Source organism: Fictibacillus sp. KU28468 (genome assembly GCF_026153615.1).
GTDB classification, from domain to species: Bacteria; Bacillota; Bacilli; order Bacillales; family Fictibacillaceae; genus Fictibacillus_C; species Fictibacillus_C marinisediminis.
On record NZ_CP110666.1, the window covers coordinates 3,934,249 to 3,960,147 of the forward strand.

General features: G+C 41.3%; 36 protein-coding genes and 1 riboswitch. Of the genes, 14 read left to right on the plus strand and 22 right to left on the minus strand.

Translation table 11 applies throughout. From position 1 onward, the window contains the following. Positions 1 to 166 precede the first annotated feature (166 nt). A complete protein-coding gene (locus OKX00_RS20780; protein ID WP_062238879.1) occupies positions 167 to 1,672 on the plus strand; it encodes an NCS1 family nucleobase:cation symporter-1 in 1,506 nt (501 codons plus the stop codon). A 38-nt stretch (positions 1,673 to 1,710) separates the two neighbouring features. On the opposite strand, the gene OKX00_RS20785 is transcribed toward OKX00_RS20780, so the two are convergent. Then, positions 1,711 to 2,319 (minus strand): class I SAM-dependent methyltransferase, encoded by a 609-nt coding sequence (locus tag OKX00_RS20785; RefSeq protein ID WP_265408675.1) that lies wholly within the window; start codon positions 2,317 to 2,319, stop codon positions 1,711 to 1,713. Between the two features lie 158 nt (positions 2,320 to 2,477). Here OKX00_RS20785 and OKX00_RS20790 point away from each other — a divergent pair, with 158 nt between their 5' ends. Both OKX00_RS20790 and OKX00_RS20795 read left to right on the plus strand, forming a co-directional pair. Then, a complete protein-coding gene (locus OKX00_RS20790; RefSeq protein WP_265408676.1) occupies positions 2,478 to 2,828 on the plus strand; it encodes a PadR family transcriptional regulator in 351 nt (116 codons plus the stop codon). Further along, entirely contained in the window at positions 2,815 to 3,654 is an 840-nt protein-coding gene (locus OKX00_RS20795) for a permease prefix domain 1-containing protein (RefSeq protein WP_265408677.1), read from the plus strand. The genes OKX00_RS20790 and OKX00_RS20795 overlap by 14 nt, the downstream gene beginning before the upstream one ends. A gap of 60 nt (positions 3,655 to 3,714) precedes the next feature. Here OKX00_RS20795 and OKX00_RS20800 read toward each other — a convergent pair whose 3' ends face one another. Next, positions 3,715 to 4,239 (minus strand): SRPBCC domain-containing protein, encoded by a 525-nt coding sequence (locus OKX00_RS20800; RefSeq protein WP_265408678.1) that lies wholly within the window; start codon positions 4,237 to 4,239, stop codon positions 3,715 to 3,717. 12 nt (positions 4,240 to 4,251) lie between these two features. Next, entirely contained in the window at positions 4,252 to 4,587 is a 336-nt protein-coding gene (locus OKX00_RS20805; protein ID WP_062238885.1) for an ArsR/SmtB family transcription factor, read from the minus strand. Between the two features lie 98 nt (positions 4,588 to 4,685). Here OKX00_RS20805 and OKX00_RS20810 point away from each other — a divergent pair, with 98 nt between their 5' ends. Further along, on the plus strand, positions 4,686 to 4,811 hold the full coding sequence (locus OKX00_RS20810) for a hypothetical protein (RefSeq protein WP_265408679.1): 126 nt from the start codon (positions 4,686 to 4,688) through the stop codon (positions 4,809 to 4,811). A 135-nt stretch (positions 4,812 to 4,946) separates the two neighbouring features. Here OKX00_RS20810 and OKX00_RS23435 read toward each other — a convergent pair whose 3' ends face one another. Together OKX00_RS23435 and OKX00_RS20815 are read right to left on the minus strand one after the other, a co-directional pair. Continuing rightward, on the minus strand, positions 4,947 to 5,030 hold the full coding sequence (locus OKX00_RS23435) for a hypothetical protein (protein ID WP_416054357.1): 84 nt from the start codon (positions 5,028 to 5,030) through the stop codon (positions 4,947 to 4,949). A gap of 85 nt (positions 5,031 to 5,115) precedes the next feature. Then, on the minus strand, positions 5,116 to 5,904 hold the full coding sequence (locus OKX00_RS20815) for a CPBP family intramembrane glutamic endopeptidase (RefSeq protein WP_265408680.1): 789 nt from the start codon (positions 5,902 to 5,904) through the stop codon (positions 5,116 to 5,118). A gap of 206 nt (positions 5,905 to 6,110) precedes the next feature. Here OKX00_RS20815 and OKX00_RS20820 point away from each other — a divergent pair, with 206 nt between their 5' ends. Continuing rightward, entirely contained in the window at positions 6,111 to 6,605 is a 495-nt protein-coding gene (locus OKX00_RS20820) for a PaaI family thioesterase (protein WP_265408681.1), read from the plus strand. Between the two features lie 21 nt (positions 6,606 to 6,626). On the opposite strand, the gene OKX00_RS20825 is transcribed toward OKX00_RS20820, so the two are convergent. Further along, on the minus strand, positions 6,627 to 6,923 hold the full coding sequence (locus OKX00_RS20825) for a YxcD family protein (RefSeq protein WP_265408682.1): 297 nt from the start codon (positions 6,921 to 6,923) through the stop codon (positions 6,627 to 6,629). Further along, entirely contained in the window at positions 6,911 to 7,357 is a 447-nt protein-coding gene (locus OKX00_RS20830; RefSeq protein ID WP_265408683.1) for a hypothetical protein, read from the minus strand. Before OKX00_RS20830 ends, OKX00_RS20825 begins: the two co-directional genes overlap by 13 nt. Before the next feature lie 164 nt (positions 7,358 to 7,521). On the opposite strand from OKX00_RS20830, the gene OKX00_RS20835 reads away from it, so the two are divergent. Both OKX00_RS20835 and OKX00_RS20840 read left to right on the plus strand, forming a co-directional pair. Next, positions 7,522 to 7,899: a DUF2500 domain-containing protein gene (locus OKX00_RS20835; RefSeq protein ID WP_265408684.1), complete on the plus strand. Its 378-nt coding sequence runs from the start codon at positions 7,522 to 7,524 to the stop codon at positions 7,897 to 7,899. A 17-nt stretch (positions 7,900 to 7,916) separates the two neighbouring features. After that, complete coding sequence (locus tag OKX00_RS20840; RefSeq protein ID WP_265408685.1) at positions 7,917 to 8,045, plus strand: hypothetical protein; 129 nt, start codon at positions 7,917 to 7,919, stop codon at positions 8,043 to 8,045. A 38-nt stretch (positions 8,046 to 8,083) separates the two neighbouring features. On the opposite strand, the gene OKX00_RS20845 is transcribed toward OKX00_RS20840, so the two are convergent. Together OKX00_RS20845 and OKX00_RS20850 are read right to left on the minus strand one after the other, a co-directional pair. Further along, positions 8,084 to 8,494, minus strand: coding sequence for a helix-turn-helix domain-containing protein (locus tag OKX00_RS20845; RefSeq protein WP_265408686.1), 411 nt, complete (start codon positions 8,492 to 8,494; stop codon positions 8,084 to 8,086). 418 nt (positions 8,495 to 8,912) lie between these two features. Continuing rightward, the gene (locus tag OKX00_RS20850) at positions 8,913 to 9,152 is read right to left on the minus strand and encodes a hypothetical protein (protein WP_265408687.1); all 240 of its coding nucleotides are present in this window, start codon (positions 9,150 to 9,152) and stop codon (positions 8,913 to 8,915) included. Between the two features lie 280 nt (positions 9,153 to 9,432). Here OKX00_RS20850 and OKX00_RS20855 point away from each other — a divergent pair, with 280 nt between their 5' ends. Next, positions 9,433 to 9,960: a hypothetical protein gene (locus OKX00_RS20855; protein WP_265408688.1), complete on the plus strand. Its 528-nt coding sequence runs from the start codon at positions 9,433 to 9,435 to the stop codon at positions 9,958 to 9,960. 241 nt (positions 9,961 to 10,201) lie between these two features. Here OKX00_RS20855 and OKX00_RS20860 read toward each other — a convergent pair whose 3' ends face one another. Further along, complete coding sequence (locus OKX00_RS20860; protein ID WP_062238907.1) at positions 10,202 to 11,665, minus strand: amino acid permease; 1,464 nt, start codon at positions 11,663 to 11,665, stop codon at positions 10,202 to 10,204. Between the two features lie 92 nt (positions 11,666 to 11,757). After that, positions 11,758 to 11,948: riboswitch (Lysine riboswitch) on the minus strand. A 272-nt stretch (positions 11,949 to 12,220) separates the two neighbouring features. Here OKX00_RS20860 and OKX00_RS20865 point away from each other — a divergent pair. Continuing rightward, positions 12,221 to 13,666, plus strand: coding sequence for a DEAD/DEAH box helicase (locus OKX00_RS20865; protein ID WP_265408689.1), 1,446 nt, complete (start codon positions 12,221 to 12,223; stop codon positions 13,664 to 13,666). A 141-nt stretch (positions 13,667 to 13,807) separates the two neighbouring features. On the opposite strand, the gene OKX00_RS20870 is transcribed toward OKX00_RS20865, so the two are convergent. Next, a complete protein-coding gene (locus OKX00_RS20870) occupies positions 13,808 to 14,395 on the minus strand; it encodes a LysE family transporter (RefSeq protein WP_265408690.1) in 588 nt (195 codons plus the stop codon). Positions 14,396 to 14,506: 111 nt separating this feature from the next. Here OKX00_RS20870 and OKX00_RS20875 point away from each other — a divergent pair, with 111 nt between their 5' ends. After that, a complete protein-coding gene (locus OKX00_RS20875) occupies positions 14,507 to 15,061 on the plus strand; it encodes a helix-turn-helix domain-containing protein (protein ID WP_265408691.1) in 555 nt (184 codons plus the stop codon). Positions 15,062 to 15,110: 49 nt separating this feature from the next. Here the strand turns inward: OKX00_RS20875 and OKX00_RS20880 are convergent, their stop codons facing one another. Further along, positions 15,111 to 15,695, minus strand: a complete 585-nt coding sequence (locus OKX00_RS20880; protein WP_265408692.1) for a vWA domain-containing protein — start codon at positions 15,693 to 15,695, stop codon at positions 15,111 to 15,113. A 96-nt stretch (positions 15,696 to 15,791) separates the two neighbouring features. Here OKX00_RS20880 and OKX00_RS20885 point away from each other — a divergent pair, with 96 nt between their 5' ends. Further along, positions 15,792 to 16,286, plus strand: coding sequence for a helix-turn-helix domain-containing protein (locus tag OKX00_RS20885; RefSeq protein WP_265408693.1), 495 nt, complete (start codon positions 15,792 to 15,794; stop codon positions 16,284 to 16,286). A gap of 1 nt (position 16,287) precedes the next feature. On the opposite strand, the gene OKX00_RS20890 is transcribed toward OKX00_RS20885, so the two are convergent. The 4 genes from OKX00_RS20890 to OKX00_RS20905 form a co-directional block, all read right to left on the minus strand. Continuing rightward, positions 16,288 to 16,953: a TetR/AcrR family transcriptional regulator gene (locus OKX00_RS20890; RefSeq protein ID WP_265408694.1), complete on the minus strand. Its 666-nt coding sequence runs from the start codon at positions 16,951 to 16,953 to the stop codon at positions 16,288 to 16,290. Between the two features lie 29 nt (positions 16,954 to 16,982). After that, positions 16,983 to 18,035, minus strand: a complete 1,053-nt coding sequence (locus OKX00_RS20895; RefSeq protein ID WP_265408695.1) for an ABC transporter permease — start codon at positions 18,033 to 18,035, stop codon at positions 16,983 to 16,985. Next, positions 18,013 to 18,756 (minus strand): ABC transporter ATP-binding protein, encoded by a 744-nt coding sequence (locus OKX00_RS20900; protein ID WP_265408696.1) that lies wholly within the window; start codon positions 18,754 to 18,756, stop codon positions 18,013 to 18,015. Before OKX00_RS20900 ends, OKX00_RS20895 begins: the two co-directional genes overlap by 23 nt. A 104-nt stretch (positions 18,757 to 18,860) precedes the next feature. Then, positions 18,861 to 19,427: a class I SAM-dependent methyltransferase gene (locus tag OKX00_RS20905; protein WP_265408697.1), complete on the minus strand. Its 567-nt coding sequence runs from the start codon at positions 19,425 to 19,427 to the stop codon at positions 18,861 to 18,863. A gap of 108 nt (positions 19,428 to 19,535) precedes the next feature. Between OKX00_RS20905 and OKX00_RS20910 the strand changes: the two genes are divergently transcribed. Next, on the plus strand, positions 19,536 to 19,919 hold the full coding sequence (locus tag OKX00_RS20910; protein WP_265408698.1) for a VOC family protein: 384 nt from the start codon (positions 19,536 to 19,538) through the stop codon (positions 19,917 to 19,919). Positions 19,920 to 19,962: 43 nt separating this feature from the next. Here the strand turns inward: OKX00_RS20910 and OKX00_RS20915 are convergent, their stop codons facing one another. The 3 genes from OKX00_RS20915 to OKX00_RS20925 are packed head-to-tail and all read right to left on the minus strand — an operon-like array spanning position 19,963 to position 21,969. Next, complete coding sequence (locus tag OKX00_RS20915; RefSeq protein WP_256227987.1) at positions 19,963 to 20,415, minus strand: VOC family protein; 453 nt, start codon at positions 20,413 to 20,415, stop codon at positions 19,963 to 19,965. 26 nt (positions 20,416 to 20,441) lie between these two features. Further along, positions 20,442 to 21,029, minus strand: coding sequence for a DUF4937 domain-containing protein (locus OKX00_RS20920; RefSeq protein ID WP_265408699.1), 588 nt, complete (start codon positions 21,027 to 21,029; stop codon positions 20,442 to 20,444). 4 nt (positions 21,030 to 21,033) lie between these two features. Continuing rightward, positions 21,034 to 21,969: an aminoglycoside phosphotransferase family protein gene (locus OKX00_RS20925; RefSeq protein WP_265408700.1), complete on the minus strand. Its 936-nt coding sequence runs from the start codon at positions 21,967 to 21,969 to the stop codon at positions 21,034 to 21,036. Positions 21,970 to 22,095: 126 nt separating this feature from the next. On the opposite strand from OKX00_RS20925, the gene OKX00_RS20930 reads away from it, so the two are divergent. Continuing rightward, positions 22,096 to 22,677 carry an LOG family protein gene (locus OKX00_RS20930; RefSeq protein ID WP_265408701.1) on the plus strand — a complete coding sequence of 194 codons (582 nt, stop codon included), beginning with the start codon at positions 22,096 to 22,098 and terminating at the stop codon, positions 22,675 to 22,677. A gap of 120 nt (positions 22,678 to 22,797) precedes the next feature. Here the strand turns inward: OKX00_RS20930 and OKX00_RS20935 are convergent, their stop codons facing one another. Both OKX00_RS20935 and OKX00_RS20940 read right to left on the minus strand, forming a co-directional pair. Further along, positions 22,798 to 23,640 (minus strand): aldo/keto reductase, encoded by an 843-nt coding sequence (locus OKX00_RS20935; protein WP_265408702.1) that lies wholly within the window; start codon positions 23,638 to 23,640, stop codon positions 22,798 to 22,800. A 571-nt stretch (positions 23,641 to 24,211) separates the two neighbouring features. After that, on the minus strand, positions 24,212 to 24,775 hold the full coding sequence (locus tag OKX00_RS20940) for a GNAT family N-acetyltransferase (protein WP_265408703.1): 564 nt from the start codon (positions 24,773 to 24,775) through the stop codon (positions 24,212 to 24,214). A 152-nt stretch (positions 24,776 to 24,927) separates the two neighbouring features. Between OKX00_RS20940 and OKX00_RS20945 the strand changes: the two genes are divergently transcribed. Beyond that, a complete protein-coding gene (locus tag OKX00_RS20945) occupies positions 24,928 to 25,353 on the plus strand; it encodes a ribosomal maturation YjgA family protein (RefSeq protein WP_416054270.1) in 426 nt (141 codons plus the stop codon). A 26-nt stretch (positions 25,354 to 25,379) separates the two neighbouring features. Here OKX00_RS20945 and OKX00_RS20950 read toward each other — a convergent pair whose 3' ends face one another. Further along, positions 25,380 to 25,823 carry a DinB family protein gene (locus OKX00_RS20950; RefSeq protein WP_265408704.1) on the minus strand — a complete coding sequence of 148 codons (444 nt, stop codon included), beginning with the start codon at positions 25,821 to 25,823 and terminating at the stop codon, positions 25,380 to 25,382. Positions 25,824 to 25,899 lie beyond the last annotated feature (76 nt).

Here is a 25,899-nt window from a genome sequence, read left to right on the forward strand (position 1 = left end):
AAGGAAATACCCCTTTAATTTTTGGGAAGAAGGTTTTTATCCTTCATATGGCGAACTTGTAAAAAGTTTGAGTTTCAAAATAATGAAAGGAAAGGAGTGTCAGTTGATCCGTCGCGGTTTTTAGATCCAGTTGATTTGAGTTGCCAGAAAAAGGAGGTATTCTTTGATGAAAACGCAAATTGAACAAAATGGTATCGTAACCTTGTCCGAAGATGTAACTAGAAGTTTAAGTGACAGTGAACTATGGAACGATGATCTGAGGCCTACTACAAAAAAGGAGCATTCCTGGAGCGGCCTGAACTTTGCGACGTTATGGATCGGAATGTGCTTGTGTATACCAGCCTACACGATGGCGAGCGGGATGATCTCTCTCGGCATGAACTGGTGGCAAGCCATCGGAACGATCTTTCTGGGCAATGTGATTGTCCTCATTCCCATTCTATTAAACTCCCATGCCGGAACAAAATTCGGCATACCTTATCCCGTGTTTGCACGGTTGTGGTTTGGATCCAAGGGAGCTCACATCCCGTCCCTAGCCCGTGCGGTAGTAGCAGCCGGATGGTTCGGAATCAATACATGGATTGGGACAACCGCCATCGATGTCTTATTATCCGCCTCATTCCCGGCCTGGAAAAACCTGACCGGACATACCGCCATCATCTTTGCTTTATTCTGGGCGTTGAACGTCGGGGTGGCTTACAAAGGTCCTGAAGCAATAAAAATTTTAAGCTTGATCGCTGCGCCTGTTGTTGGAGTCTCAGCTATTATTCTTATGATTTGGGCGTTCACTCATGCAGGCGGCTGGGGACCGATTTTATCCACACCATCCAAATTCACGACGACCGGTGAGTTCTTAAAAGTGTTCTTCCCTACATTAACAGGGGTCATTGCCTTCTGGGCCACCCTTGCCTTGAATATCCCTGACTTTTGCCGCTACGCCAAAAGCCAGAAATCACAAATGATCGCACAAAGCTTCTCTCTTCCTCTCACCATGAGCATTTTCTCATTTATTGGAATCGCCGTTACATCAGCCACGGTTGTTATTTTCGGTTCAGCGATTTGGGATCCTGTTCAGCTGCTTGCAAAATTCCCTCCATTCATTATCTTCTTAGGAACCATTATTATCGCCATGGCATCCCTTACCATCAATGTCGGTGCGAATATCGTTGCTCCCGCCCGTGCAATTGAAAATCTATATCCAAAACGCATCACATTCGGTATCGGCGCACTCATCACCGGCGTATTCGCCATCCTCATGCAGCCTTGGTTCATCATGTCCAACTTCGGCAACTATATCTTCGGCTGGCTCGGAACGTACGGAGCATTGCTTGGCCCGATCGACGGTATCGCGATCGCCGACTATTGGCTCGTCCGCCGCAGACAGATGGCCCTGAAAGAATTGTATGAACTGAACGGCCGGTACAACTACACTTCCGGCTACAATAAAAACGGTGTGTACGCACTGATTATTGGAGTCGCCATACCCGTGCTCGGCTTGATTGTTCCCGGGCTTCGTTTTCTATGGGATAACGCATGGACGTTTGGTTTATTTATCTCCATGTTTGCCTACACCTATTTGATGAAAGGTGACCAAAGCGTCTTGCGGCCGGGTGAATACGAAAACATCACCCAGTTTCCGTCCGACAAACCGATTGAACGTATTGCAGAATAAAAGATAACAGGACGTGCTCATTGAGGCAGGTCCTGTTTTTATGTGTTAAGATTATAAATCAAAAACTTCTCATAAGGATTCTTTTCATAAAGATCCTTCAGCCTTACTTCCTCTTTCAATTCAAAAGCCGTCTGATATTCTAAAAAATATGTGTACTCTTCAGATGCATAATACAGGATCAGCTCCACTTCTCTTGATGAGGCTTCCACTGATAAAAGAATATTATGGATGACCTTCATAAAAATCGGCATGGAAAACGGATTGAAGAAATAGAAACGGTTGTCTTCCGGATGGATGGGATACTCCTGCGCCAGCCCGCAATGAAAGTGAATATCATCCTTGCTCTTTGTATGCTGTTCCACGTATCGTTCCTTGTTTTCCATAGCCTCTTGATAAAAGCCTTCATTCATCTCGACTCCCGTAACCATTGCCTTTTGAAAATGATGGATGTAAAAGCTGACCCGTCCTTTCCCGCATCCGAAATCAACGAGCCGGTCACTGCTTTTCAGTTCATACTGGCTTGCCAATTCCTCCAATGCCGCATATGGCGTTGGTTCATAACGATGATAGTGGGAAGAAGGATTAAACCATTTTTGATCCCCCACCGTTTTTATGTTGAGCCATTTATCATAGTCTTGTTCTTTCATTAGTGATGCTCCTGTCTATATCGTCTCCTCCCTCATTTTAATACAGATCCTTGTAGAATAGAAAAATGCACTAATTTTTTAATAGGTGTTTTTTTACATGAATACCTTGCATTATAGAGTAATATATTTTACCATATTGGAAGGAGGTGGAAAAACTGGTGGATGTTAATAAAGAAGTTTTAAAAGGACATATTGACACATTGATCCTCTCTCTCTTAAATATCAGAGATATGTATGGATACGAACTCGCTAAGTTTGTCCGCGAAAAAAGCAACGAACAATTTGAATTAAAAGAAGGAACGCTTTATCTCTCTTTGAAACGATTGGAGAAAAATGAGTGGATTGAATCATATTGGGGAGACGAACAAGGACCAGGCGGCAGAAGAAAATATTATAAGCTTACACCACTTGGTGTGGAGGGCTATGAAACCAAACGGTCAGAATGGGAATTCGTTAAAAAAATCATTGATTCTTTTCTAAACGGGGGCGAAAAGTATGAAGCAAATTGATGATTATGTAAACGCAATGTATCGAAATGCGGATGGAAACAAAAAAGAAATTAATGAATTAAAAGAAGAAATGAAATCACACTTGCTAGAAGCAGTATATGACTGGAAAGCCAAAGGAAAATCAGAAAAAGAAGCCATTGAAATCGCTCTTGAGAATTTTGGAGATAAAAAACAAATTTCAAAAGGGCTATCGGAGTTTTTCAGTATGCAAAAACGCTTTTCTCGTTTTGTCTTACTGTTCTCTCTCCTCTCATTAGCGTTGGCTGTATTTTTCTTTTTCGAACCATTTAATGAGATCCGTGATTTTAGAACGGAAAAAGAAGATATCATGAACCAGGCCTTGGCTGCTGTTGATGGTTCAAATGACCTTTCCTATCAGCAAAAACGAGAATTCTTTGATATCTACAGAGAACATGGACATCATTTAAACCATCTGGCCGTTTTCAATGTAAAAGAACAACCTGATCTGCAAGAATATATGAAGGAAAATTATATAAACAGTAAACCGGACTATGCTTACCCTGCTCCCTATCAAAAGGCTGCATTAGTTATTGGCAACGGCGGCAAAGAACTTAATAAAAATAACATTACGCCGAGTGATTACGACCACGGTACGGTGGTATCAGCGAAGAACGGATGGATGGTTCAATATGAATATAACGACTCTTCTCGTATTGTGAATGAAATGAACAACTCGATACTGATGAAGGATTACATGGATGTTTATTCGCTTCCTATGCAGTTCTTTGTTATCTTCTGTGTCCTTCTTATCGTCTGGGCATTTTTGAAACAGCATCATAAACGGTTACTCAAGGTCATCAGCTAACAATGAATACATACAAAAGAGGCAAAGGAGAAGATCTTCTCTCTTGCCTCTTTTGTGAGCTTATTGCAGCTGCTCCAAAAGATCATCCAGACGTTCCATTTGTGAGGAGAATCCTTCAACGACGCCCATATCCTTGACTTGCTGAAGGGTTTCTTCCGTAGCAAATTGTGTACGTATAATGACTTTTGTTGCGCCATCATACTCCGCAAATTCGAGGGTCACCAGCATTTCGGGCATGCCTTCCATCTCATTTCCTTCTCCATCAGTAAAGTAATCTTTGTAAACAATCTTCTCAGGTGCAAGAATCTCCTGATACACGGCTTTGCCGCACGACTCCTGGCCATAAAAGTCTCCTTGATTCTTATCCATACACTTCATGCAATAAAACCATACGCCCCCGGGCTGAAAGTCAAATTTGCGGATTTCAGTTTCCCATCCTTTAGGCCCCCACCATTTTGACAAGTGCTCGGGCTGCGAAAATGCTTGATATACGAGAGTTCTAGGAGCGTTGAATGTTCTCTCCATAATAAGTACCTGGCCCTCAACGGCTGTTTTTAAAGGGTTTGTTCCATGGTTTACAGACATTTCAATTCCTCCTTAAGGTTCATCCGTTTTTTCTTGCATTTTAAGTAAATAATCATCCAAACGATCCAATCTTCCCTCCCAAACGTTCTGGAAGGATACTAGCCATTTATTCAAATCCTTGAAAGGCTGCTGAGACAGCTTGTAGATCCGCCTATTAGCAATAGCATGAACCTCAACAAATCCAGCTTGATTTAAAACTCTGAGGTGTTTGGAAGTTTGTGGTTGGAGAAGCCCAAGCCGTTCAGCAATTTCCCCTACAGTGAGAGGACCTTCACGCAATAGCTCAATCATTTGTAAGCGCTTAGGCTCGGCAAGTGCGGATAATGTGGCATTGATGTTCGCGCTCATCTATCGTTTCTCCTTTCACATCTAATATAACCCTAATCGAATATTCTCGCAAAGGAATATTCAAAAAAATAGGGGCTGTCCAAGAAGTCTGTAAGCTGTTGATTTCCGTTCCAGGCTGCTCGCTTTCCGCGGGGCGTGCGGTGAGCCTCTGGGTGCAAGCACCGGCGGGAGTCTCACCTGTCACGCTAGTCCCGCAGGAGTCTCGCATCTTCCACTTCAATTAACTTTTCATTGAAGATTTTTCAAGCCAAAAAGGGGCTGCCTGAAGGTCAATTTTCGACTTTCTGGACAGCCCCATTATTAATCTTTAACAGTCCGATAATGCAGCTGTACCAGTCCTGTATCGAACGTCTTGCTCTCTACAAACTGAAGTCTGCTTTCATTCTTCGTTTTGCAAACAACCGAATTCCGTTCCCTAACAAAACAGGAATGATTGAAATCACGTACTCATCAATAAGATTTTGTTCTTTTAACTCTTTAATTGCCCCTGCCCCGCCATCAATAAACGATTACTTTTCGTTCCTTCACCTAATTGTTTTTATTTTTTATTAATTTTTTTCGAAATGAATAGAGAAATAAAAACATTAGAAGAGGTATGATATAGCTAATTAGTTCTAAAAATATAGGCGGATTTGGATGATCAACAGTTATAAATATTCCACCATCTGTACTCCCTAACATTCCATTAAAAATTCCGTAACAAACATTTAATCCCCAATGAATGCCTGTATCTGCCCAAATAGAATTTGTACGATAAAAGGCATATGTTAACGATAAACCCAAAACAAGAGAAAAAAATGTATTCGATAAACCGAATCCCTCATTCCAACTATCATCTAGTGCATATATAAAGATAGAAATAATAAAAATCCATTTTCCATTTATTTTACCTTTCAAATGACCAAATATATATCCTCTAACTATGATATCGTTTAAAAAAGAACCGATAAAGAATGCAAAAAAAACAAAGAAGAATAAAATTAAGGATTCGGTAAAATTTTTTACTCCAACAATTTCAAATCCATTTAAAAAATAGACAATAACATACTTTATTAACCAAAAGGAGAAACCGAGGCTAAATCCTAAAATCAAATTTTTCTTCCATTTTGGATGAAAAACAATGCCAATGTTTTTATAGTAATTTAACTTTGTTCCTTTTAAAATCACTTTTAATAGCGGGAAAAATAAAAAAACAAGCAATAATTGGAAGATAATATTACTTGTTTTTGCAATAAAGACATTTAAATATATATCCAGTAAAACAAATCCTAAAATCACAATAAAATAATAATAATTTCTCTTCTTTAAAATTAACATTTTCTCCTCCTGGAATTTCGATGTAAAACCTCTTCCTTTATTTTACATATAAAATAAGAGTTATTGTTATTTTTCTAGTTATTTTATAAGAAGCTCTTAAAAGCAACAAACCTTGTGAAAACAGCCTTTTAAAAAAGGTATACAAGGAATATCACCTTAACCTGTGGAAAGAAACAAATGAGCAGAAAAGAATGGAGTGAATAAAAATGGCAGAACAAAAGGCCGTTCAGGACGTGTATCCTGACGATTATTCATGGTGTTATGGATGTGGAAAGCTGAATGAAGATGGCCACCATTTCAAGACAAGATGGAATGGAGAACAGACCGAAACGATCTACACACCTCAGCCCGAGCATACGGCTGTACCGGGGTTTGTATACGGCGGCGTTATTGCCTCTTTAATCGATTGCCATGGAACAGGGTCAGCAGCCCTCGCCCTTCATCGTAAAAATGGCCACGAACCTGGTGACGGTGCAGAGCCGCCTCGATTTGTAACCGCCTCTCTGAAGGTTGATTTTATGAAGCCTACCCCGCACGGCACAGCATTAAAGGCCAATGGAACAATAGAAGAAGTTCATCCGAAGAAATGGAAAGTACATACGGAAGTTTTTGCAGGTAACACCCTTTGTGTCAAAGGCGAAGTGACAGCGGTTGTCATGCCTGACACTTTTCTGCAAAACGCAAAAAACACCAATCCCTAAAAAGATTGGTGTTTCTTTGTTTTATCTGGTTCTAACATTAGCCACAATGCCTTCCTCATCATCGAGGACCAATGCCAGGCCTGCTGAAATGGAATTAATATTCATATGGTTATCCAAGTAGAAGCGGATGGCTTCAATCAGGTTGGCTTCAATTAACACTTGCTTTCTGCCGCCAACATGCACTTCTGCAGAAAAACCGTAATCGTCATCATACAAAAGTTCGACTTGAACATCTTGAGCCTCTACTTCTTTTTTATGAGCATGGAACAAACAAAGCGCATTAATGATGTCCTGCTCGTACAGCATTATCTGTTCCATCGGTCATCCTTTGGTTTACGGCTGTTTCTTAAGTTCGCAAAGATCCTCGTAATGAGGGAAATGATAACAAGAACCGCGATGATATTAATCATTAACCCAAGGAATGAACCAAATGCACCCATGTTGCCTAACAGTCCCCCGAAAAGCATACCGGCGATACCGCCATAGATCAGACCTTTCATGAAGCCGCCTTTTTTAGCTTTTGCAGAATAACTCTTATTGTTGCCAAAGAAACTTTTTTGCCTGTTCGGCTGCTGGCTCTTATTTGAGAAAAATGAGGAGCCTCCGCTTTTACCGCCAGAGTTAAAGGATTTTACCCCTGAGCGATAGCCTTTCGCACTTACCGTTTGTGACTGGTCATGGAACACAATGTCCTTCACCGGCATCAGCACAAACGTCAAAACCATGGTAGCCGCAATAATCTTTTTTAGCATTCACTATTCCTTCTTCCATTTAGTAATCTTTAAACATCTCAACTCTTACCTATACGAAAAGGATAACAAAAAGTTTCAAATAAAACCAAAATTATATGGATCTATTCCAAATACGAACTTAATAATGTTTAAAATAAGGAAAAAAGACATTAGGGGGATGTTAGATGCTCGACGATCCAACAGGCGATTTCATGTCTAATTTTGTTCCTATTTTTATTGGAATTATTGCTATTATCGTTATTTCAACTATTGTTATTTCCATTGTAAAAGGTGCCGCTCAATGGAGCCATAACAATAACTCACCCGTATCAAACAAAAAATCCAAGGTAATTACGAAACGAACCGATATCCAAGGCGGCGGAGAAACCCGTGCCTATAACCATTACTATGTAACGTTCCAGCTGGAAGAAGGAGAAAGAATAGAGCTTAAGGTTAAAGGTGATGAATATGGTATGCTGGTAGAAGGAGATACCGGGGAACTCAGCTTTCAGGGTACAAGGTATCTTGGATTTGATCGAAGCATTCAGTCGGAGATCAACTGACGATTGGAGGATCTATTGTGCAAACCTACGCACTTATAGGATTTGTCTTCGGACTAATGGGATTTGTTACGGCAATGAATGCAGCTAAAAAAATAAAGCAGCTGGAAAAGAAAGTCTCTGATTTAGAAAAACAAATCAAAAAGTAATAAAGAGCTTGGATTCCTCCAGGCTCTTTTCTTTTGTATTAAAGCGACTTTCGATAGTGCGATACAGAACAGCCATATCTCTTTTTAAACGATCGTTCAAATGTCGTTAAGCTGCCGAACCCCACGGCAAATCCAATCGTTGTAATATCCAGCGCAGTTGTACGCAAAAGATCTATAGCCCTTTCCAGCCTGACTTTTGTAACATACTGGCCGGGGGTGCAGCCTGCAGCCTCTTTAAACGTTCGTATAAAATGATACTTGCTCAGCCTGGATGCTTTAGCCAATTCCTCCAGTGACAGTTCACTGGCATAGTGTTCATGGATAAAGGAGAGGACGGTTTTTATCAACGGCTGATCATTCAGCGTAATTTCTTTTCGCCACTTTTCGCTATGCGACCCTTTCTGTATGGAAAGCAAGGTATCTGCCAGCGCCCACTCCAATTCTTCCAACTTGAACAACTTCTTTCTTCTCAATTACAAACAAAATAAGCAAACCGATGTAAGCAGGAGTCAGTAAAAAAGACTTCTGCTTTTTTGTTCATTTAAGTGGTTGCTGTATAATGGAAGATGTAACATTTTCAATGCTAAAGGAAATTTTAAGAATGAAAGTGAAGTTTTTACCCCTGGCTTTACTGCTTCTCTTTAGTACAAGCGGGTGTGCTCTAACACCTTCTCATGACGCGATTCAGAAAGATAACCTTCAGGATGCTTCATTGGATTTTGAATCGAATGACGTTAAACCCTTTTTACAGCGTATTAAACCGTTGATGAGCGGGGGATTCTCCGATACCGAGATTAACCCGGGACAAAGCCGAATTAAAAAAATGAAGTTCAACGATGAAAAAGAAGTGGGCCGCTTCATAGTTGACTATAAAAACAAAAAACTCTTTTCTAAAAGATTGTTGCTTTGGGAACATTTTTGTAAAGAGCCTTCATTGACAAGTTGATTGGAGTGCAAGGTGCGAGACTCCTCGAAAATGAATTTCACATTTTCTTCGTGCGATATAACGCTGCCGCAGCCTTCCTTGTCCTGCGTGAGCAGCGGGACAGGTGAGACCCACAGGCGCCATGCGCCGGGAAAGTAGGCGCTGGCGCCGGTAAGGCTCACCGCACGCCCCGCGAAAGTAGGCGTTTATGCCGGTAAAAGCGAGCAGCCTGAAACGGAAATCAACCACCCCTAAGAGCAACAAAGGTTACGAAAACAGCCAAACAAAAAGACGGCTTTCATCATTGTTGCTTAGATTGGCAGTCCTGGTGAGCCTGGAATAGATATCTACACCAATGCAGACCTGGCCGACCACATTCAAAGCAAGATGAATGTCTTTGCTGATGAAATTGAAGCTGAGAGTTAATGTTCTATAAGAATATACAATAGGAGAATCTATTAAATGATTGAAGTAGATGATGCAGGAAATGGATGCCCCATATTAGGAGAAGTGTTCGCAGCCAGAAGAATAGAAACCGGAGAACAAGCGGCTGTCTATGTCCCGCTCCCCTCTGAAACATCATTAAAAACCTCTAAAGAAGAGTACATTATGTCTCTTCTCACCCAGTTAAATGTTCCAAAAGATGAAGCCGTGCTGCTCTGCAGAGGAAATACACTGAATGGATTCGAGCGTCAGTTGCAGCATAAAGGTTTTGATGTGAAGCGCGGGAAGATCTCCGAGGAAACCGATAAGATTGCTGAAAACTTCTTTATGGAACGGCTTTATGACATCGGATTTCCGCAAGATCTTTCACTGTCCAACCGTGAATATCGCGAGTTCTACCAGATGGTGAAAATATGGTATATCTCTCTTTACCACGGGAACAAAAATCTTTTCAAATCGAAGCGCAAAAGAAATGTAAAAACACGTGGGTACATGCATAACCCTGTTTACCATTTTCCGAATGTGCTTAGAGAGTTGTTTTACTAATTAGTAAAACAACTTCCATTTGGTAACAACTTCCAAAGAGACCCTGCTCAATATTGAGCTTGGCCTCTTTGCTTCGCTACAGGTTACTCTCGGAACCCCTATATGCTCCTGCGTTCTCTATTTTCGCTGCCATTCTCCTTCACTTGACGTAAGTGTTAATTTATATGTTTTGCGTTTAGAAGACGATACCTTTTTCACTAAAAAAGCAGGAACCCCGAAAGGCTCCTGCTTCTCTTATTTCTTATTCAAAATCACACTCTTTAAGTGGTACGACTTTTGTTTTGTGTTTGAATTTATAGCCTAACCAAACAGCCAGGAAGATCGGAATCCCAATGTATGAAACAAGGGCTCCTTTCCAATCGATGCTTCCGCCTGTAAAGGCAGAATAGTTTTGACCAAGGATAACGACAAAACAGAGAGCGAAAGCAAAGATCGGACCGATTGGGAACCATTTTGCCAAGTATGGCAGTTCTTTTAAATTCCGCCCCTGTGCCACATACGCTCTTCTGAATCGGTAATGGCTGATCGCAATTCCGAGCCAGGCGATAAAGCCGGACATCCCGGAAGCATTCAGCAGCCATGTGTAGATGACGCCGTCACCGAACAGTGAAGCAAAGAAAGCTACAGCTCCAACAGCGGCTGTGACAATTAGGGCTGGAACCGGTACACCGCGGGAATCCAGCTTCGCCAGAAACTTAGGTGCCTTTCCGTCTCGTGCCATATCCCAAAGCATACGGGTCGATGCATACATACCGGAGTTGCCGGCAGACAATACTGCTGTTAAGATGATCGCGTTCATAACGGAAGCCGCAAACGCAATTCCTGCTTTATCAAAGACAAGTGTGAATGGACTTACAGTAATATCGCTGCTTGCCAATCGGCTGTCTGTGTAGGGAATGATTAAAGAAATGACCAAGATTGCCAGAACATAGAACAAAAGGATACGCCAGAACACACTTTTGATCGCTTTCGGGATGTTCTTTTTCGGATCTTCTGTTTCTCCTGCCGCAACCCCTAACAGTTCTGTTCCCTGAAAGGAGAAACCTGCAGCCATAAATACGCCAAGCGTCGTAAAGAATCCGCCGTGGAACGGTGCGTCAGCGATCGTAAAGTTCTTAAATCCGATCGGATCTCCGCCTAAAATGCCGAAGATCATAAGTGTTCCTAAGATCAAGAAGATGATGACCGTAATGACTTTGATCAGCGAGAACCAATATTCTGCTTCACCAAACCCTTTTACTGATAAATAATTTAATAAGAACATAATGCCTAGGAACAGTGCACTCCAGATAAAAGAAGGGGTATCTGGAAACCAAAATTTCATGATTAATGTTACGGCAGCAAGTTCAGCTGCAATGGTGATTGCCCAGTTGTACCAATAGTTCCAGCCGAGCGCGAATCCTAGTGATGGATCCACAAATTTTGAAGCATACGTGCTGAATGAACCCGCAACCGGCATGTAAGACGCCATTTCTGCAAGGCTTGTCATTAAGAAGAACACCATGATTCCAATCGCTACATATGAAAACAGAACGCCGCCTGGTCCTGCAGTATGAATGGATCCTCCGCTTGCTAAAAATAATCCTGTTCCGATCGTTCCCCCAAGAGAGATCATCGTTAAATGGCGGGATTTCAGTCCCCGCTTTAATTCATTGTCCGCGTTTGGCGACTGCGGTTGTGATGGATTCTGTGCTGTGTTTCGCATAAAAAAACTCCTTTTCGATTTAGGAAGGAGTGGGAATTAAAAAAAGCCGCCAAGCATTGGGCGACGATTATTATTAATCCGCATCATGCCTTCCGTAAGATAGCGCATCCCACCCACCGGTTATTCGTGGGTGTGACAGTGCTGTTCCTGTTCGAATACAGCCCCAATTCATACTTCCAGAGTTAAGCACAAATTTCGGCAGCTTTTCCTTTCACACGGAGTCTATGATGTCCTCTGCATCTCGTACGTCCTACTTATAAAAGCCGCGACCTCTACCTCATCGGATTGATGAGGATTTTTTAATATCAAGTTAGTTAACGCTAAAAGTTATTATAAAACAGCGCTGTTGTTCCTTCAACTGTTTTTTGTTGCCAGCTTTTTACTTTTGATTTAATGCCCTCTTTATATCATTGTTTACCTATCACCTGCGATCGTACGGAAGGGTTCCTTTAAACAATCGTTTAAAAATAAACCCGATTGTCCATCATTTCAAGTATAATGAACACTATTCAGGTTATGCTGATTCTGGATAATATAAAAAATCGAGGTTCCTACATGAATAATAGAAGTTTTAACGATTATCGTATAAGCGATGAAATAAAACGAGCACTTACAGTGTTGAAATATGAAACTCCGACTGAGGTTCAGACTGAAGTCATACCATTAGCTCTGGAAAAGCAAGATCTGGTCGTAAAATCCCAAACAGGCAGCGGAAAAACAGCAGCCTTTGGTATTCCAGTATGCGAAATGCTGGAATGGGAAGAAAAACGGCCACAAGCATTAATCCTTACTCCCACTCGCGAGCTCGCTGTTCAAGTTCGTGAAGACCTGACCAACATTGGAAGGTTCAAGCGGATTAAAGCTGTTGCTGTATATGGTAAAGAGCCTTTTGCGAAACAAAAAGAAGAATTGAAACAAAAAACGCATGTCGTCGTCGGTACACCGGGACGCGTCATGGACCATATCGAACGTGAAACCCTGGTCTTGGACCAAATCAAGTACCTGATCATTGATGAAGCAGATGAAATGCTGAATATGGGCTTTATTGATGAAGTCAAAAAGATTATTAAACAGCTTCCTTCAAACAGAGTGACCATGGTCTTTTCTGCAACATTGCCAAAAGATATCGAAAATCTCTGCCATCAATATATGAAGGATCCAGCAAAAATCGAAATAGCTTCTGCCGGGATGACGACAGATACGATCGAGCATTCTTTAATCAACGTTCAGGAAGAGGCGAAGCTTGCTCTTCTGAAAGACGTGACGGTCGTTGAAAACCCGGACAGCTGCATCATTTTCTGCAATACGAAAGAGCACGTCGATACCGTGTATGCAGAGCTCGAAGCCTCTCAGTATTCTGTTGAAAAGCTTCATGGAGGATTGGAACAAGAAGATCGATTCGCAGTGATGGAGGGGTTCAAGATCGGGAATTTCCGTTACCTTGTCGCCACGGATGTGGCTGCGAGAGGAATTGATATTGATAATGTAACCCTCGTTATCAACTATGACGTTCCTATAGAAAAAGAGAGCTATGTCCACCGTACAGGAAGAACTGGCCGGGCCGGCAAAAAAGGAAGAGCCATTACGTTTGCATTGCCTTATGAAGGAAAATATCTTAGAGCCATCGAAAGATACATCGGCTTTGAGATCGATGAAGCGGAAGCACCGACAAAACAAGAAGTGGCTAAAATGCAGCGGGCTTTTGAAGAAAAGCTCAGCGGGCGCCGAGTCGTGAGAAATAATAAAACGGCCCGAATCAACCAGGATATTACGAAACTCCACTTCAGCGGCGGGAAAAACAAGAAGATCCGAGCGGTCGATTTCGTTGGAACCATCGCAAAAATCCCTGGAGTCTCAGCAGATGATATCGGCATTATCACCATCCAGGAGAATTGGTCCTATGTTGATATTCTTAACGGAAAAGGCTCACTTGTCCTGCAAGCCATGGAAAATACCACAGTTAAAGGCAAGAAACTGAAGGTCAGCAAGGCGAAAAAGTAAATAATCCTTCTGGTAACCAAAAGAGCACGGCTGCATTTTTCTCAGCCAGTGCTCTTTTTTTCTATCGATCCAGATTATATGAAGAAAGAGACCTGACCTAATGACCAGCCTCTTTAAACGATCGTTTAAATCATTGATATCTTATTCCACAACCACCGAAACCGCACTATACACCAACAAAAGGGCCATCACCACATTGAATGCTCTTCTGTATTTTGATAAAAAGACTTGAAACATGGAACCGAACAGACTCCAGCTAAACGTAGCCAGGAAGCCGATAAACGCTAGAAATAATGAAATCAGCAGCAGGCTGGCATTGGAATGGTAAAAGGGAATCACAAACGTGGAAATGACAGTCAAGCCATATAAGAGGCCTTTTGGATTTACAAACTGAAGCAGCATGCCTGCTTTAAAACTGTTGTTCTTGTCTTCTCGTTCGCTGTTTTTAGTCTTGCTTTTGCTGGTTAACACCTTATAAGCCAGATACAGCATATAGACCGCACCCAGGATCGTCATCGCAAACTCGATCTTTGGTATGAAGTTCCTCAGCCAAAGATTAAAGTAGCTGCTCAGCATGATGATGATAAAGAATCCAGCTCCAACTCCAATACAGAATCTGAGGGTTCGCTTCAAACCGTATTGGTTGGCAAACAGCATCGCCATAATGTTATTCGGACCTGGAGTGAAGCTTGTAACAAACACGTACAACAAAAAAGACAAAATGGACATTGTGATTTCCCTCCGTTTCGTATGTTATAATGTCTATATTGAACACTATAACGATTTTCAATATATTGTACAGAACGGTCGCTATATTGTAAATAGGTCTGGAGGTTATTTATGGAGGAAATCCATCTTATCATTGCGAAAAATTTAAAAGCCTTTCGGGAAAACAAAAAATTAAGCCTTGAAAAAGTGGCTGAACTGACCGGTGTAAGCAAAACAATGATCGGACAAATTGAGAGAGGCGAATCCAGCCCTACCATTACGACGATCTGGAAAATCGCCAATGGACTAAAGATCTCGTTTACTGCCCTGATCAATGATCCGCAGCCCGATACGAAAGTAGTCTTGCGAAGCGAAGTACAAGCCTTAACAGGGGACAACGGAAAATACAGAGTATATCCCTACTTTCCATTCCAGGATGACCGCCGATTTGAAATGTATTCCGTCGAGATCGACAAAGGCGGCTTTCTAAGCTCTGACGCTCATGGAGAAGGCACCGAAGAATTTGTAACTGTTTTTGACGGAGAATTAACCGTACGTGTGAATAACATAGAATACACCGTGAAAAATGGGGACTCTATCCAGTTCAGAGCCGACAGGCCCCACGTCTACCATAACTCCGGTGATACCTTGACCCGCTTGAGTATGACCATCTATTATCCGAACTAAAAAGCACCCGCCGAAAAAAACGGTGGGTGCTCCTTTGCCCATATGATAATCATTTCTCCCTTTTCTCCGCCACCGCTTCACACATGACAGCATACATCTCCTCTACCCCATGTGATGAAGCCTCAAAGTTATAGGCGTTATCGACTGAAATCCCAATGCTGTCCGCTTCCTTCACGGCGTCGATGTTCGCTCCCATAAATATAAACTCCCAGCTGTATATCTCCTGCTGGTGCTTGATCAGCTCTTTTATTTTGGGATAGGTAAATTCCGTGCTCGCGTTTTCCATCCCATCAGTAGTAACGATGAAGATGACCTTGCCTGGCCTTTCACTCTCGTCTGTCATTGCTAGCCTGCGCCCGGTATCCACGATCGCTTTACCGATGGCATCCAGCAGTGCGGTACAGCCTCTTACAAAATACTCTTTGTCTGACAGCCTTGCCTCTCTGGCGTTTTTGCCAGTCCATACGACCTCATACTGATCATCAAAAAGGATCGCCGTAATTTCCGTCTCTCCTTCCGGCCGGCATTGTTTTTCAATCAGCCTGTTAAACCCCCCGATCGTTTCCTCTTCAAGCCCTGCCATTGATCCGCTCCGGTCCAGCAGAAAGATCATCTCCGTTTTATTGTGATTCATGCGACCCATCCCCTTCTATTCTTCATGCTATAATAATAGCTGGATTCTGCCATCAGTTGGTCGCCTGGCAAGCGACATTTTGGGGAGGTTATCACAATGCTCGCAGAAAAAACTCTGATTGAACTAAAAGAATATGTAGACTACTGCCTGAACCGTTCTCCTGCAGAGATTTTACAGGCCTGTGCACCTCTAGAGAGCGAAATCCTTGAAGAAGATCAACAGCCATCGGACCTTGACGAGTTTATCCAGTCCAGACGCAAACCTTCCCTCCGCCATCTCTTGTTCATCTATATCGATCAAAGAGGCGCCAGTGATTCTGAAATCTACAAAAAAGCAGGAATCGACCGCCGCCATTTTTCAAAGATCCGTTCCAATCCTGATTACCGGCCGCGAAAAAATACGGTCATTGCACTCGCCCTGGCTCTTCAATTAAACATAGAAGAAGCCGGTGAGCTTCTAAGCTCTGCCGGCTTCTCTTTGTCTGACAGTGATACATCAGACCTGGTCATTCAATTTTGTTTGGAGAAGGAAATCTATAACCTTCAGGATGTGAATGAGGCGTTGGACAATTTAGGGGTAAAGCCTTTATAATTTAAGTTTCTTTCCTGTTCCGTACGCCATCCATCACAAATCTGATCATATTTTCAATTTCTTCGTCCTCATCCCCAAATGAGTTTTCTGGCAGCAAGACGAAGTGAGAAACAAAATATCCGCCAACGAAAGTAAACACCATTTTTTGAATCAACTCTGTTGGAATATCTGCTAAATCTCCTTGTTCTTTAAAGATGTTGATGACTTTAATGAGACGCGGAGAGACATTTCCCTTAAAAAAAGGCAGTAATTCGTTTCGCAATTTCACGTTATAGAGCATCTCTTTCACAACAATCTGGAATATTTCCATATTCTCTTTAAAGAAGACAATTCTGTTTTTCAAGAAAGCCCGCAAGAAATCTTCAAAACTAAGAATGTCTTTTGACATCACTTCATTAAAAACACCCTCAGCCATTGCAGGAAATAAGTCTTTTATAAAGGGAACGATCACCGAGAGCAATAAATTATCCTTTGTTCCATACTTACGGAAAATGGTCCCCTCAGCTACACCGGCAGCTTTGGCAATCTCACTTGTCGAGGTGTTTGTATACCCTTTTTCTGCAAAGATTCTAATGGCCGACTCCAAAATCTTCTGCTGTTTATCCGTTTGTTTTTTGTTATCTGATGCATGGGCAACCATCGCCTCCAAGAGACTGCCTTTAAACACTTTCATCCCTACTTTCGAGCTTTTAACCTTTATAATTTACGATACTTTTTCAATGCAAATACATTCAGTACAGTAAAGAACGAAGCAAATAGCACGAGTGCAATAAGATCTCCACTAATATCGCTTAATTCCATTCCTTTATACATTATACCTTTTAGTGCATCTGCCGCATAATAAAGCGGCATCACTTTAGCAACGGCTTGCAGCCAGTCTGCCAAGCCATTAAGGGGAATGATTCCTGAAAAAAAGATTTGTGGAACGACTGCTATTGGGATAAATTGCACCATTTGAAATTCGGATGCAGCAAAAGATGATAAAAGGATTCCCAATGACAAAGCTACCAATGCCAATAATAAGTTAATTAAAATAACACTCCAAATGGATCCTTCCAGAACCATATCTAAAATATTGATGGCATACAGTACGACAATTACGGTTTGTATGACGGCAAACGTTCCAAATCCAACCAGATAGGCCATTACAATTTCCCATCTGCGAATGGGTGTAGACATTAACCGTTCCAATGTACCTGATGTCCGTTCCTTTAATAAACCAATACCCGAAATGAGGAAAACGAAAAAGAAAACAAAAAAACCAACCAGCGTAGGACTCAGGACATCAAAAAAATCGGTATCGCTATTTCCGTAGATGTATGCTGTCTTGATATTTTCTTTTGGAAGGCCTGCGTTCCCTTTATTCATAAGTGCTGATTGAAATTGGGATACGGTTTGTTGAACCTTCATCTGCAAGGCTTTGGCGGCTGTCGGGTCATTATTTTGCAGGGTTAATTTCCAGTGAGAATCTTTATACTGTAAAATAGCATCAAGATCATCACCTTTTATCGTATTCTTCGTATTGGTTATTCTCTTATAGTGAACCGTATGAATGTCGGCTTTTTCCAGTGCCTCAACAAGCTGATGATCAGCACCAGTCACTCCCAGCTTCGGATTGATAGTGTCGGAGTTAAATAATAAATACATCAGGGATAAAATCAGCAAAGGAGCAACAAACAACAGCGCTAACGTTCGTTTATCACGGAACATCTCTTGAAAGATCCGTTTAATTAGAGCGGCTGTTCTCATGACTTTTCCTCCCCGCATTTAAAAAGACTTCATCAAAATTCTCTGCTTGATACAACTCTTTTAATTCGTCTGGTGTGCCGTTAGCCAATATGCGGCCTTCTCTGATCATTGCAATCAAATCACACCTTTCCGCTTCGTCCATGACATGCGTCGTTACGATGATCGTCTTTCCTTCTTCGTTTTTCAGCCGCAATAATTCATTCCAAATAGTTAAACGCAATTCCGGATCAATGCCCACGGTCGGCTCATCCAAAATAAGAAGTTTAGGGTTTTGGATTAAAGCAATAGCCAGAGATAATCTGCGTTTCATACCACCCGAATAGGCCGAAACTCTTTTATTTAAATCAGGTGTAAGCTTTACGAGATCAGCGGCATAAGATATCCGCTCAGCCACCTCTAACTTCGGCATCTTGTAAAGTGAAGCAAAAAATTTCAGGTTCTCTTTGCCCGTTAAATTCAGGTACAAAGCATCAGACTGCGACATATAGCCAATGTTCTGCAGCAGTCCGAGGTTTGGAACCTTTTCCTTTAACACATGTACCATCCCATTGTCAGGATCATCCATTCCAACCAGCAATTTTACCAGAGTGGTCTTTCCAGAACCTGATGGGCCAATAAATCCATAAATTTTTCCTTCTTCAATATTTAAGCTGATTTCTTTTAAAACCGCTTTTTTACCGAAGCTTTTACTAACGTTCTCAATTTCAACACTATAGTTCATAACCAGCCCCCTATTAAAGTGAGTACTCACTCATTTTTATAATATCATATTTATGCCTCTCGTCAATAAAAGGTGGTGCTTACTCATTTGGATTTTCCCGGAAATCAGTCTGCTGGAGGCTTGATGGCATCTACTATTAATGAAGCAAACACTATTTTATCTCCTTGGTTCCTTGGGTCGTACTTTTTTGATCGGAAAATAACGCCTTTATCCCCGTTCCAATCTTCCAAATGAAAGCTCCCAGTCTCATCAAAATATTCAAGCAGCCTTACCGTATAGCCCGCTGCTTCAAACATAGCCGATAACGTTTTATAATTATGTACAATCTTATGGCTTGCGCAGATATGGTCTTCAGGTCCGGGACCGCCAACTTGTACGGTATGCTGATATTCCTCATTCGGAAAGTATCCGTCGGGAACGGCACAGCGAATGTAACCAGACGGCATTAAAAAGTCATAACAGTTTTCAGCAGCTTCTATTCCCTCTTCATACGTAAAGTGTTCCCACACATGTTCAGCTAAAATGGCTGCCACTGAATTTTTTTCAAATGCATTTTCCCACTGCCTCTTATCCAATAAACTCAATTCTTCTTCCTGTGTATGAATCCACCCAGGATTATTATTATAGGGTCCTGCCCCAATAACTATCTTCGTTTCTGCGTGCAGCAGCATTTCAATCACCTTAATCTTTTTTGTTTATTTTCCATCGGTTCATAAAAGGATTTCCCTTACTATTGTTGAATGACTAATTGTAAAATATAACCAAAAGGTGGTAAGATCATGAACTCAACCGTGTCGCCCATTGCTTGCAAGGTGAATAATGTGTTTATCCATGTTAAGGACTTAAAGAAATCAGCAGAATGGTACAGTCATTTGCTTGGAGTACCTTTCAATCCTGAAAACGCAGACTCCCCCGTTTACAACCTGCCTGTTACCAATGAAACAGGACTAACATTGGACGACCACACGTTTGATCCCGACTTTGTATTTAAACCTTCTTCGCATGTGCTGTTTAATTTTTATGTACCGGATATTGATAAAGCCTATGAATTCATAAAAGAAAATAGCATCACCATCGTAAAGGACATAGAACGCATTGGAGAGTTTGCCTATTTTAATTTTCAGGATTTAGACGGCAACGTTTTAATGATCTGTAACTGCTAGCATGAAAAAGCAGGGACCCAAAAGGCTCCTGCTTCATCCATTTTCACGAAAGTTTTTCCCATTCACTTAAGTACATAACATCCTTCTCCACATTTTTCTTTTCCGGAAGCAAGCAAAGAAATTCTAATGAATTGCCATCCGGATCATAAAAATAGAGATTCGCAGTAGGTGTCCAGGTTTGCACCATGGGTTCCGTAGGTTCAAGTCCAAAAGCAGCCCTTGGCCTTATCCCTTTAGTAAGCAGCCATTCACTTGCATGAATAATGTCATCGTACGTAACCTTGAACGCAAAATGGCTTTTATGAAACTCTTCTTCCGGTACTTCCCAAACGCCCAGCATTTGTTCGCGCTTATTATTTTTATCAAACCAATAGAATGCGACACGCCGATCTTCAATTGTATGGGCCAAATCTAACCCTAACCTCGTATAGAATTCCATAGCCGCTTCTAAATTTTTGGTTTTGACATGGGTTTCGTACAGCGTTCCTGGAAACATGGTCAGTCCCTCCTGCTTATCATTCTTCAGTCTCTATCAATAATGCTCGGACACACTCGCCAAGCTTCTATGACACTAAACTTTTCATCTGCCCATTCTGCCGCACCACCTTGTGGCAGAGTCCTTCTTTGCTGCTTCTCAGACTGCCAGGCTAACCATACAAGGAAAGTGTCCCTATCTTTTTGGGACGATGCAAATGTGCCTCCCAGCATTCCCTTGGCTTTTTGCAAGCCTGCATTCCAGCCATGTTTTTCAGCTTGCTGTATAACCGAATAAATATATTTGGCATTTCTTATAACATCTGCAAATTGATTTTCCAAACCGGTGATTCTCAGCTCTTCTTGGAAAAAATCTATCTCTATCGAAGTATAGGTGTTTCCTTGCCCTGAGGCTGAAAAAATCTGATCATGGATCTCATCCATAAAATACTGATAATCCTGTTGGCTTTCCCAGAAAGCATAGATACAAGCAGTCGATTGCTTATGATCACTCCATCCTCCCAGTTGTCCGATAAACCCTTTCACCTGACTAAGCGTTCCCCATTGTTTTTGACAGTCATAAAATAAATCTTGATGTCCTTCTTTTACTTTGGAGGATATTCGTTTAATAAGCATCAGCTCACACCTGATTAACCGAGAAGGAATGCGCTGTATACCATTTCGGCTCCAGCACTTCAAAATCTTGATGATCCTCCAGCACCTTATGTAATCGGTCTGCCATTTCATCGACTTGATCTGGTGTAACCCTGATCGTCCATACGATGGCAGACATAACATTCATAGCCATATAAAGAGAGTAAATCATCCAAAAATCCTCAGGGATCATATTCTCAAAATATCCATTGATTTGCCCAATGGAAAAAGGAACACTCACCTCTTTACTGAATAAACCGACCTTACAAAAGTCATGATAGGGGTCGCCCCAATCAAAGCGGTTAAAATCAATGGCTCCTGCATATTGTTTGTTCTTCACAATAAGGTTGCTTGGATGGAAATCGTCATGCTGAAACTGGTTTGGACGGCTTTTTAAATAAGGTTTGTTCTCCTCGATAAAAGCCATGATTTTCTCATCATTTTTTATTTTGACACCACAAGTCTTATAGGCATCCAAATATCTGTAAAACTTGTCCGTCACCCTTTCATACCATGGCTCAATGGTCTTAGGTGCTGGATACTGGTGCAAATTCCACAAGTCCTTCCCCGCTCTTAGACCAATCTCGTATTGCTCCCTTTCCGTGTACTTGGGCAATACCTCACCTGCATCTTCTCCCTCTATGTAAGAAAGCACATAAAAACAGATGTCCATCTCCTCCAGCCTTCCTATTTCAATAGGCTCCGGTGTCTGAACGGGATACCTCATGATTTTGCTTAACAGCTGGAACTCGGATTTTTTCCTTTCATAATCCCCTATAGCGGCAATTCTCAATAAAACCTTACTGCCACCCTTTAATGTCACAGCGTATTTCTGATCCCCAGAATATCCTTTAGGAATGTGCTCCATTTTTTCAGCAGCCGAAAGCGATCTTATCCTTGATCTCACCCAATCTAACTTCATTCTTATGAAACCTCCACCTTTATTTTCCACTTACTTGTATTCGTCAAAAGGGGTGAAAATCTCCTTCCTGTTAGCAGTCCAAGGAACTGATATAATTTTAACTGCAGATAAAAGGAGGAGATTCATTTGAAAAATCTAGCTGTATTCTGTGGCTCAAGCAATGGTGTATCGGAAATCTATGTTAAAGAAGCTGCGAAACTGGGGAAAGAACTGGCCGAACGCAACATCGGACTCGTGTATGGCGGGGCAAGTGCAGGAGTGATGGGAGCCGTTGCTGATTCCGTACTGCAGCATGGTGGACAAGTAACAGGAATCATGCCAGACTTTCTGAAAAAAAGAGAAATCTCCCATAAGAACTTAACCAATCTTATCGTGGTAGATTCCATGCATGAAAGAAAAGCAAGAATGGCTGAATTGGCGGACGGGTTCATCGTTTTACCCGGCGGACCAGGAACCATGGAAGAATTCTTTGAGATTTTCACGTGGGCACAATTAGGCTTACATCAAAAGCCTTGCGGTCTGTTAAATATCAAACACTATTTCGATCCTCTGATCTCCTTGTTTAACCACATGACGGCCGAAGGATTTATGCAAGAAAAGTACCGTGAGATGGCACTAACAGCTCCCACTCCACAAGACCTACTGAATCAATTCAGCAACTATGAACCGCCAGCCGTAAAAACATATCTTACCGAAGATCAAACGTAAACAGGATGCCGGAGCAAGAAGATCCAATTATTCTGCAATTAATAAACTTCAACGCCATATAAGGCTGGATACAAAAAAGACGCGAAATTCGCGTCTTTTTCTGTATGCTTTAAAGTTTAATTAAAAATCGAAATCATCGGGATCTGGACCCACACGAAGATTTTGATTCAGCTCATTGATTCGATTCATTTCCATATCCGATAATTCAAAATTAAAGACCATGGAATTTTCAATAATTCGGTGTTCCTTTGTAGACTTTGGAATTGTGATTACACCATTTTGCAAATCCCATCTTAGAATAATTTGGGCAACAGACTTGTTATGATGATCCGCAATCTGCTTTAGAACAGGATGATCCAGAAGCTGCCCCTGCATGAGGGGAGACCAGGCCTCCATTTGAATACCCTGTGCTTTACAAAACTCCCGAAGCTCCTTTTGGCTCAATTTAGGATGATATTCAACTTGATTGATCATCGGTTTTATTTCAGCATCTTTCATCAAATCTTTAAGATGATGGGTTTGAAAATTACTTACCCCTATCGCCTTGACTCTGCCCTCTTTATATAATGTTTCAAGAGCTCTCCAAGCATCTTTGAACTTACCTTCAACAGGCCAGTGAATGAGGTAAAGATCGAGATATTCCAGACCAAGCTTCCGTAAGCTCTCTTCATAAGCCGCTATTGTTGATTCATAGCCCAAATCAGCATTCCAGACTTTTGATGTCACAAATAGGTCTCGCCTTTCAACGCCGCTTTCAGCTAAACCTTCTTGAATCCCTTTTCCGACGCCTTCTTCATTCTCATAAATGGCTGCTGTGTCAATGCTGCGATAGCCATGCCGAATAGCTGTTTTTACTGCATTAACAAGCTCCGGCCCCTCTTCAACTTTAAATACCCCTAATCCAAACCAAGGCATTTTTACTCCATTATGCAAAGTGGTTGTATCCTGTAAATGATTTGCCACTGTTTTTCCTCCTCTTGTTTAAGAGCCAATCAAACAAGATAATTATTGAATATTAACAGCAGAATGAGAAGTACGCACTTTAAAGTGACGTAGGAACTATTAAGTTCTTTGATTACTTTTTGGTACCTGTCAAAAAAAGCATTATCCCCATTTATGATAATCAAACCATGTAAGCAGCTGGTTAATATGTGCTTGATCATATCTGTTATGATCCGCTATATGCCACAAGCTCCAATGTATGGTTACTTGGTTGCCCTCATATTCAACCGTATCGTTTAACTATTGATCCTTTAGCTCACAGCATAACGTTTAATCATACTAACTACTTCATCATAGTCATTTATAAGAATTTTCACAGGCATATCCTGAAGCTGGGGCAATCGATTGTTTTCATCTGTCATTGGCCCATATCTGAAGAGGCATATTTTAGGTATGCCCTGTAGGTTAATAAAGTAAGTAAAATACTTAGAAAAGGGCTATAAGCAAAGACGGAAGTATAAAGAAGAGCTCCATTTGTAACTGAATCCGCTAGTTCAACATGATAAAAAAATCCATACAAAAATAATCCTGCTCAACTCGTTTTCGCATAAACACAAGTATCAGTCAGTCTGGTTCCATCTGCAGATAAATCATCGTTTTTGAGAATGCCCTCTAATGAAAAGCCTAATTTTTCAGGTATAGAACGGCTTCTCGTATTTGTAGACTCACATCTGATTTCAATTCTTTTAAATTGCAGCTGTTCCATACCAAATTCCGTTAATTTCTTTACAGCTTCTGTCATATAACCTTGGCCGCTGAATTTGGTATTGATCCAGTATCCAATCTCGCATTTTGGGATATCCCAATCGATGCTTTGAAGACTGGTGGTTCCTATAAAATCATTGGATACCTTGTGGAAAATCAGGAAACGAAAGTTCTCTCTTTTTAGGAAGTTGATATGGGCCTCCCTCAAGTTAATTTCTGTTTCTTCTACAGCAGGAAGGGTCTGAGCAAATGGCAGCCACGCTTTTAATTCTTGATAAGATGCTTTTATAGCTTGATTGACGATCTCTCCATCTCCAGAACGTAAAGGAGCTCTAAGGATCAGTCTTTCAGTTTCTAATTGAGTTGGAACTTCCATTAATATCGGATTCATAGCAATACCCCTCTGTTTCGCTAAATACTCTTCCTCCAGTTGGATAACAACCTTAAATCAGCACTCCCTACACAAAAGATTGCTCTACTTTCCTTTACAAATGAACCATTATAGTACAATGAATATCAATATCATGTTAAAGAGGGATTCGATTGACTACTAATAAGGCAACGATCAAACCGCATTACATTAAAATGAGGATAGCTTATAGTATAGCTGTTGGTATCACCATTTTTTTAGGGCTCGCCTCCAGAAAGTGGAGCCATCTTTTTCCGTTAGTTGCAGCGCAGAACGCCGGAGATGTGCTATGGGCCATGATGGTCTATTTCGGATTCCGTTTATTACTGGTGCGTAAAAGCCTGCACACAGCTTTATGGCTCAGTTTTTTGTTCAGCTTCGGCATTGAATTCAGTCAGCTGTATCAGGAAAACTGGATCAATTCTATTCGTGATACAATGCTCGGTGCATTGATCCTGGGCAAAGGCTTTCTTATTGTAGATCTGATTCGGTACACAGCAGGAATCCTGATTGCCACTATCTTGGATAAAATGACACTTATGTTCACTCTCCACAAATAAATCGCCAATTTCTGGGCAGGCCTCATTCAATCCGCCAAAATTTGTCCAAGATGATGGTTCATATGATCAATATAATCCCTTACCAGCCACTCAAACGTTTGAATGTTTTGTGCATCTGCTTTACATTCAAGCTTCCATTGTTCCTCCGAAACATTCACAAGAAGTGCCGCGATCTGTTTATTGATTGAAATCCATAGATGAAGAATGTCCTCAACAGTAAATGAATGCTGATAGTCATGAATCTCCACAAAAAAGTCCTGATTATAACTCTTCAGGGTAACCACTTGAGTTGAGGCGATGATATCAACAAAGCGCTGGTGGTTCACATTACCCGAATCACAAAGATGTCCAAGAATTTCTTTTTTAGACCATTTGGACGGCAGAGGTTTGGCCTCGAGATCCGAAATTTTGCTAATTCTTTTCGGCATTGAAGATAGATTACTTTCTAGCTCAGACACTAACTTATTCATTTAACATCCTCCATCATTTCTCTAATCAAAGGGTCAGAAATTTTTTCTACCCTTTTCTGCATGAAGAGGCTATAGT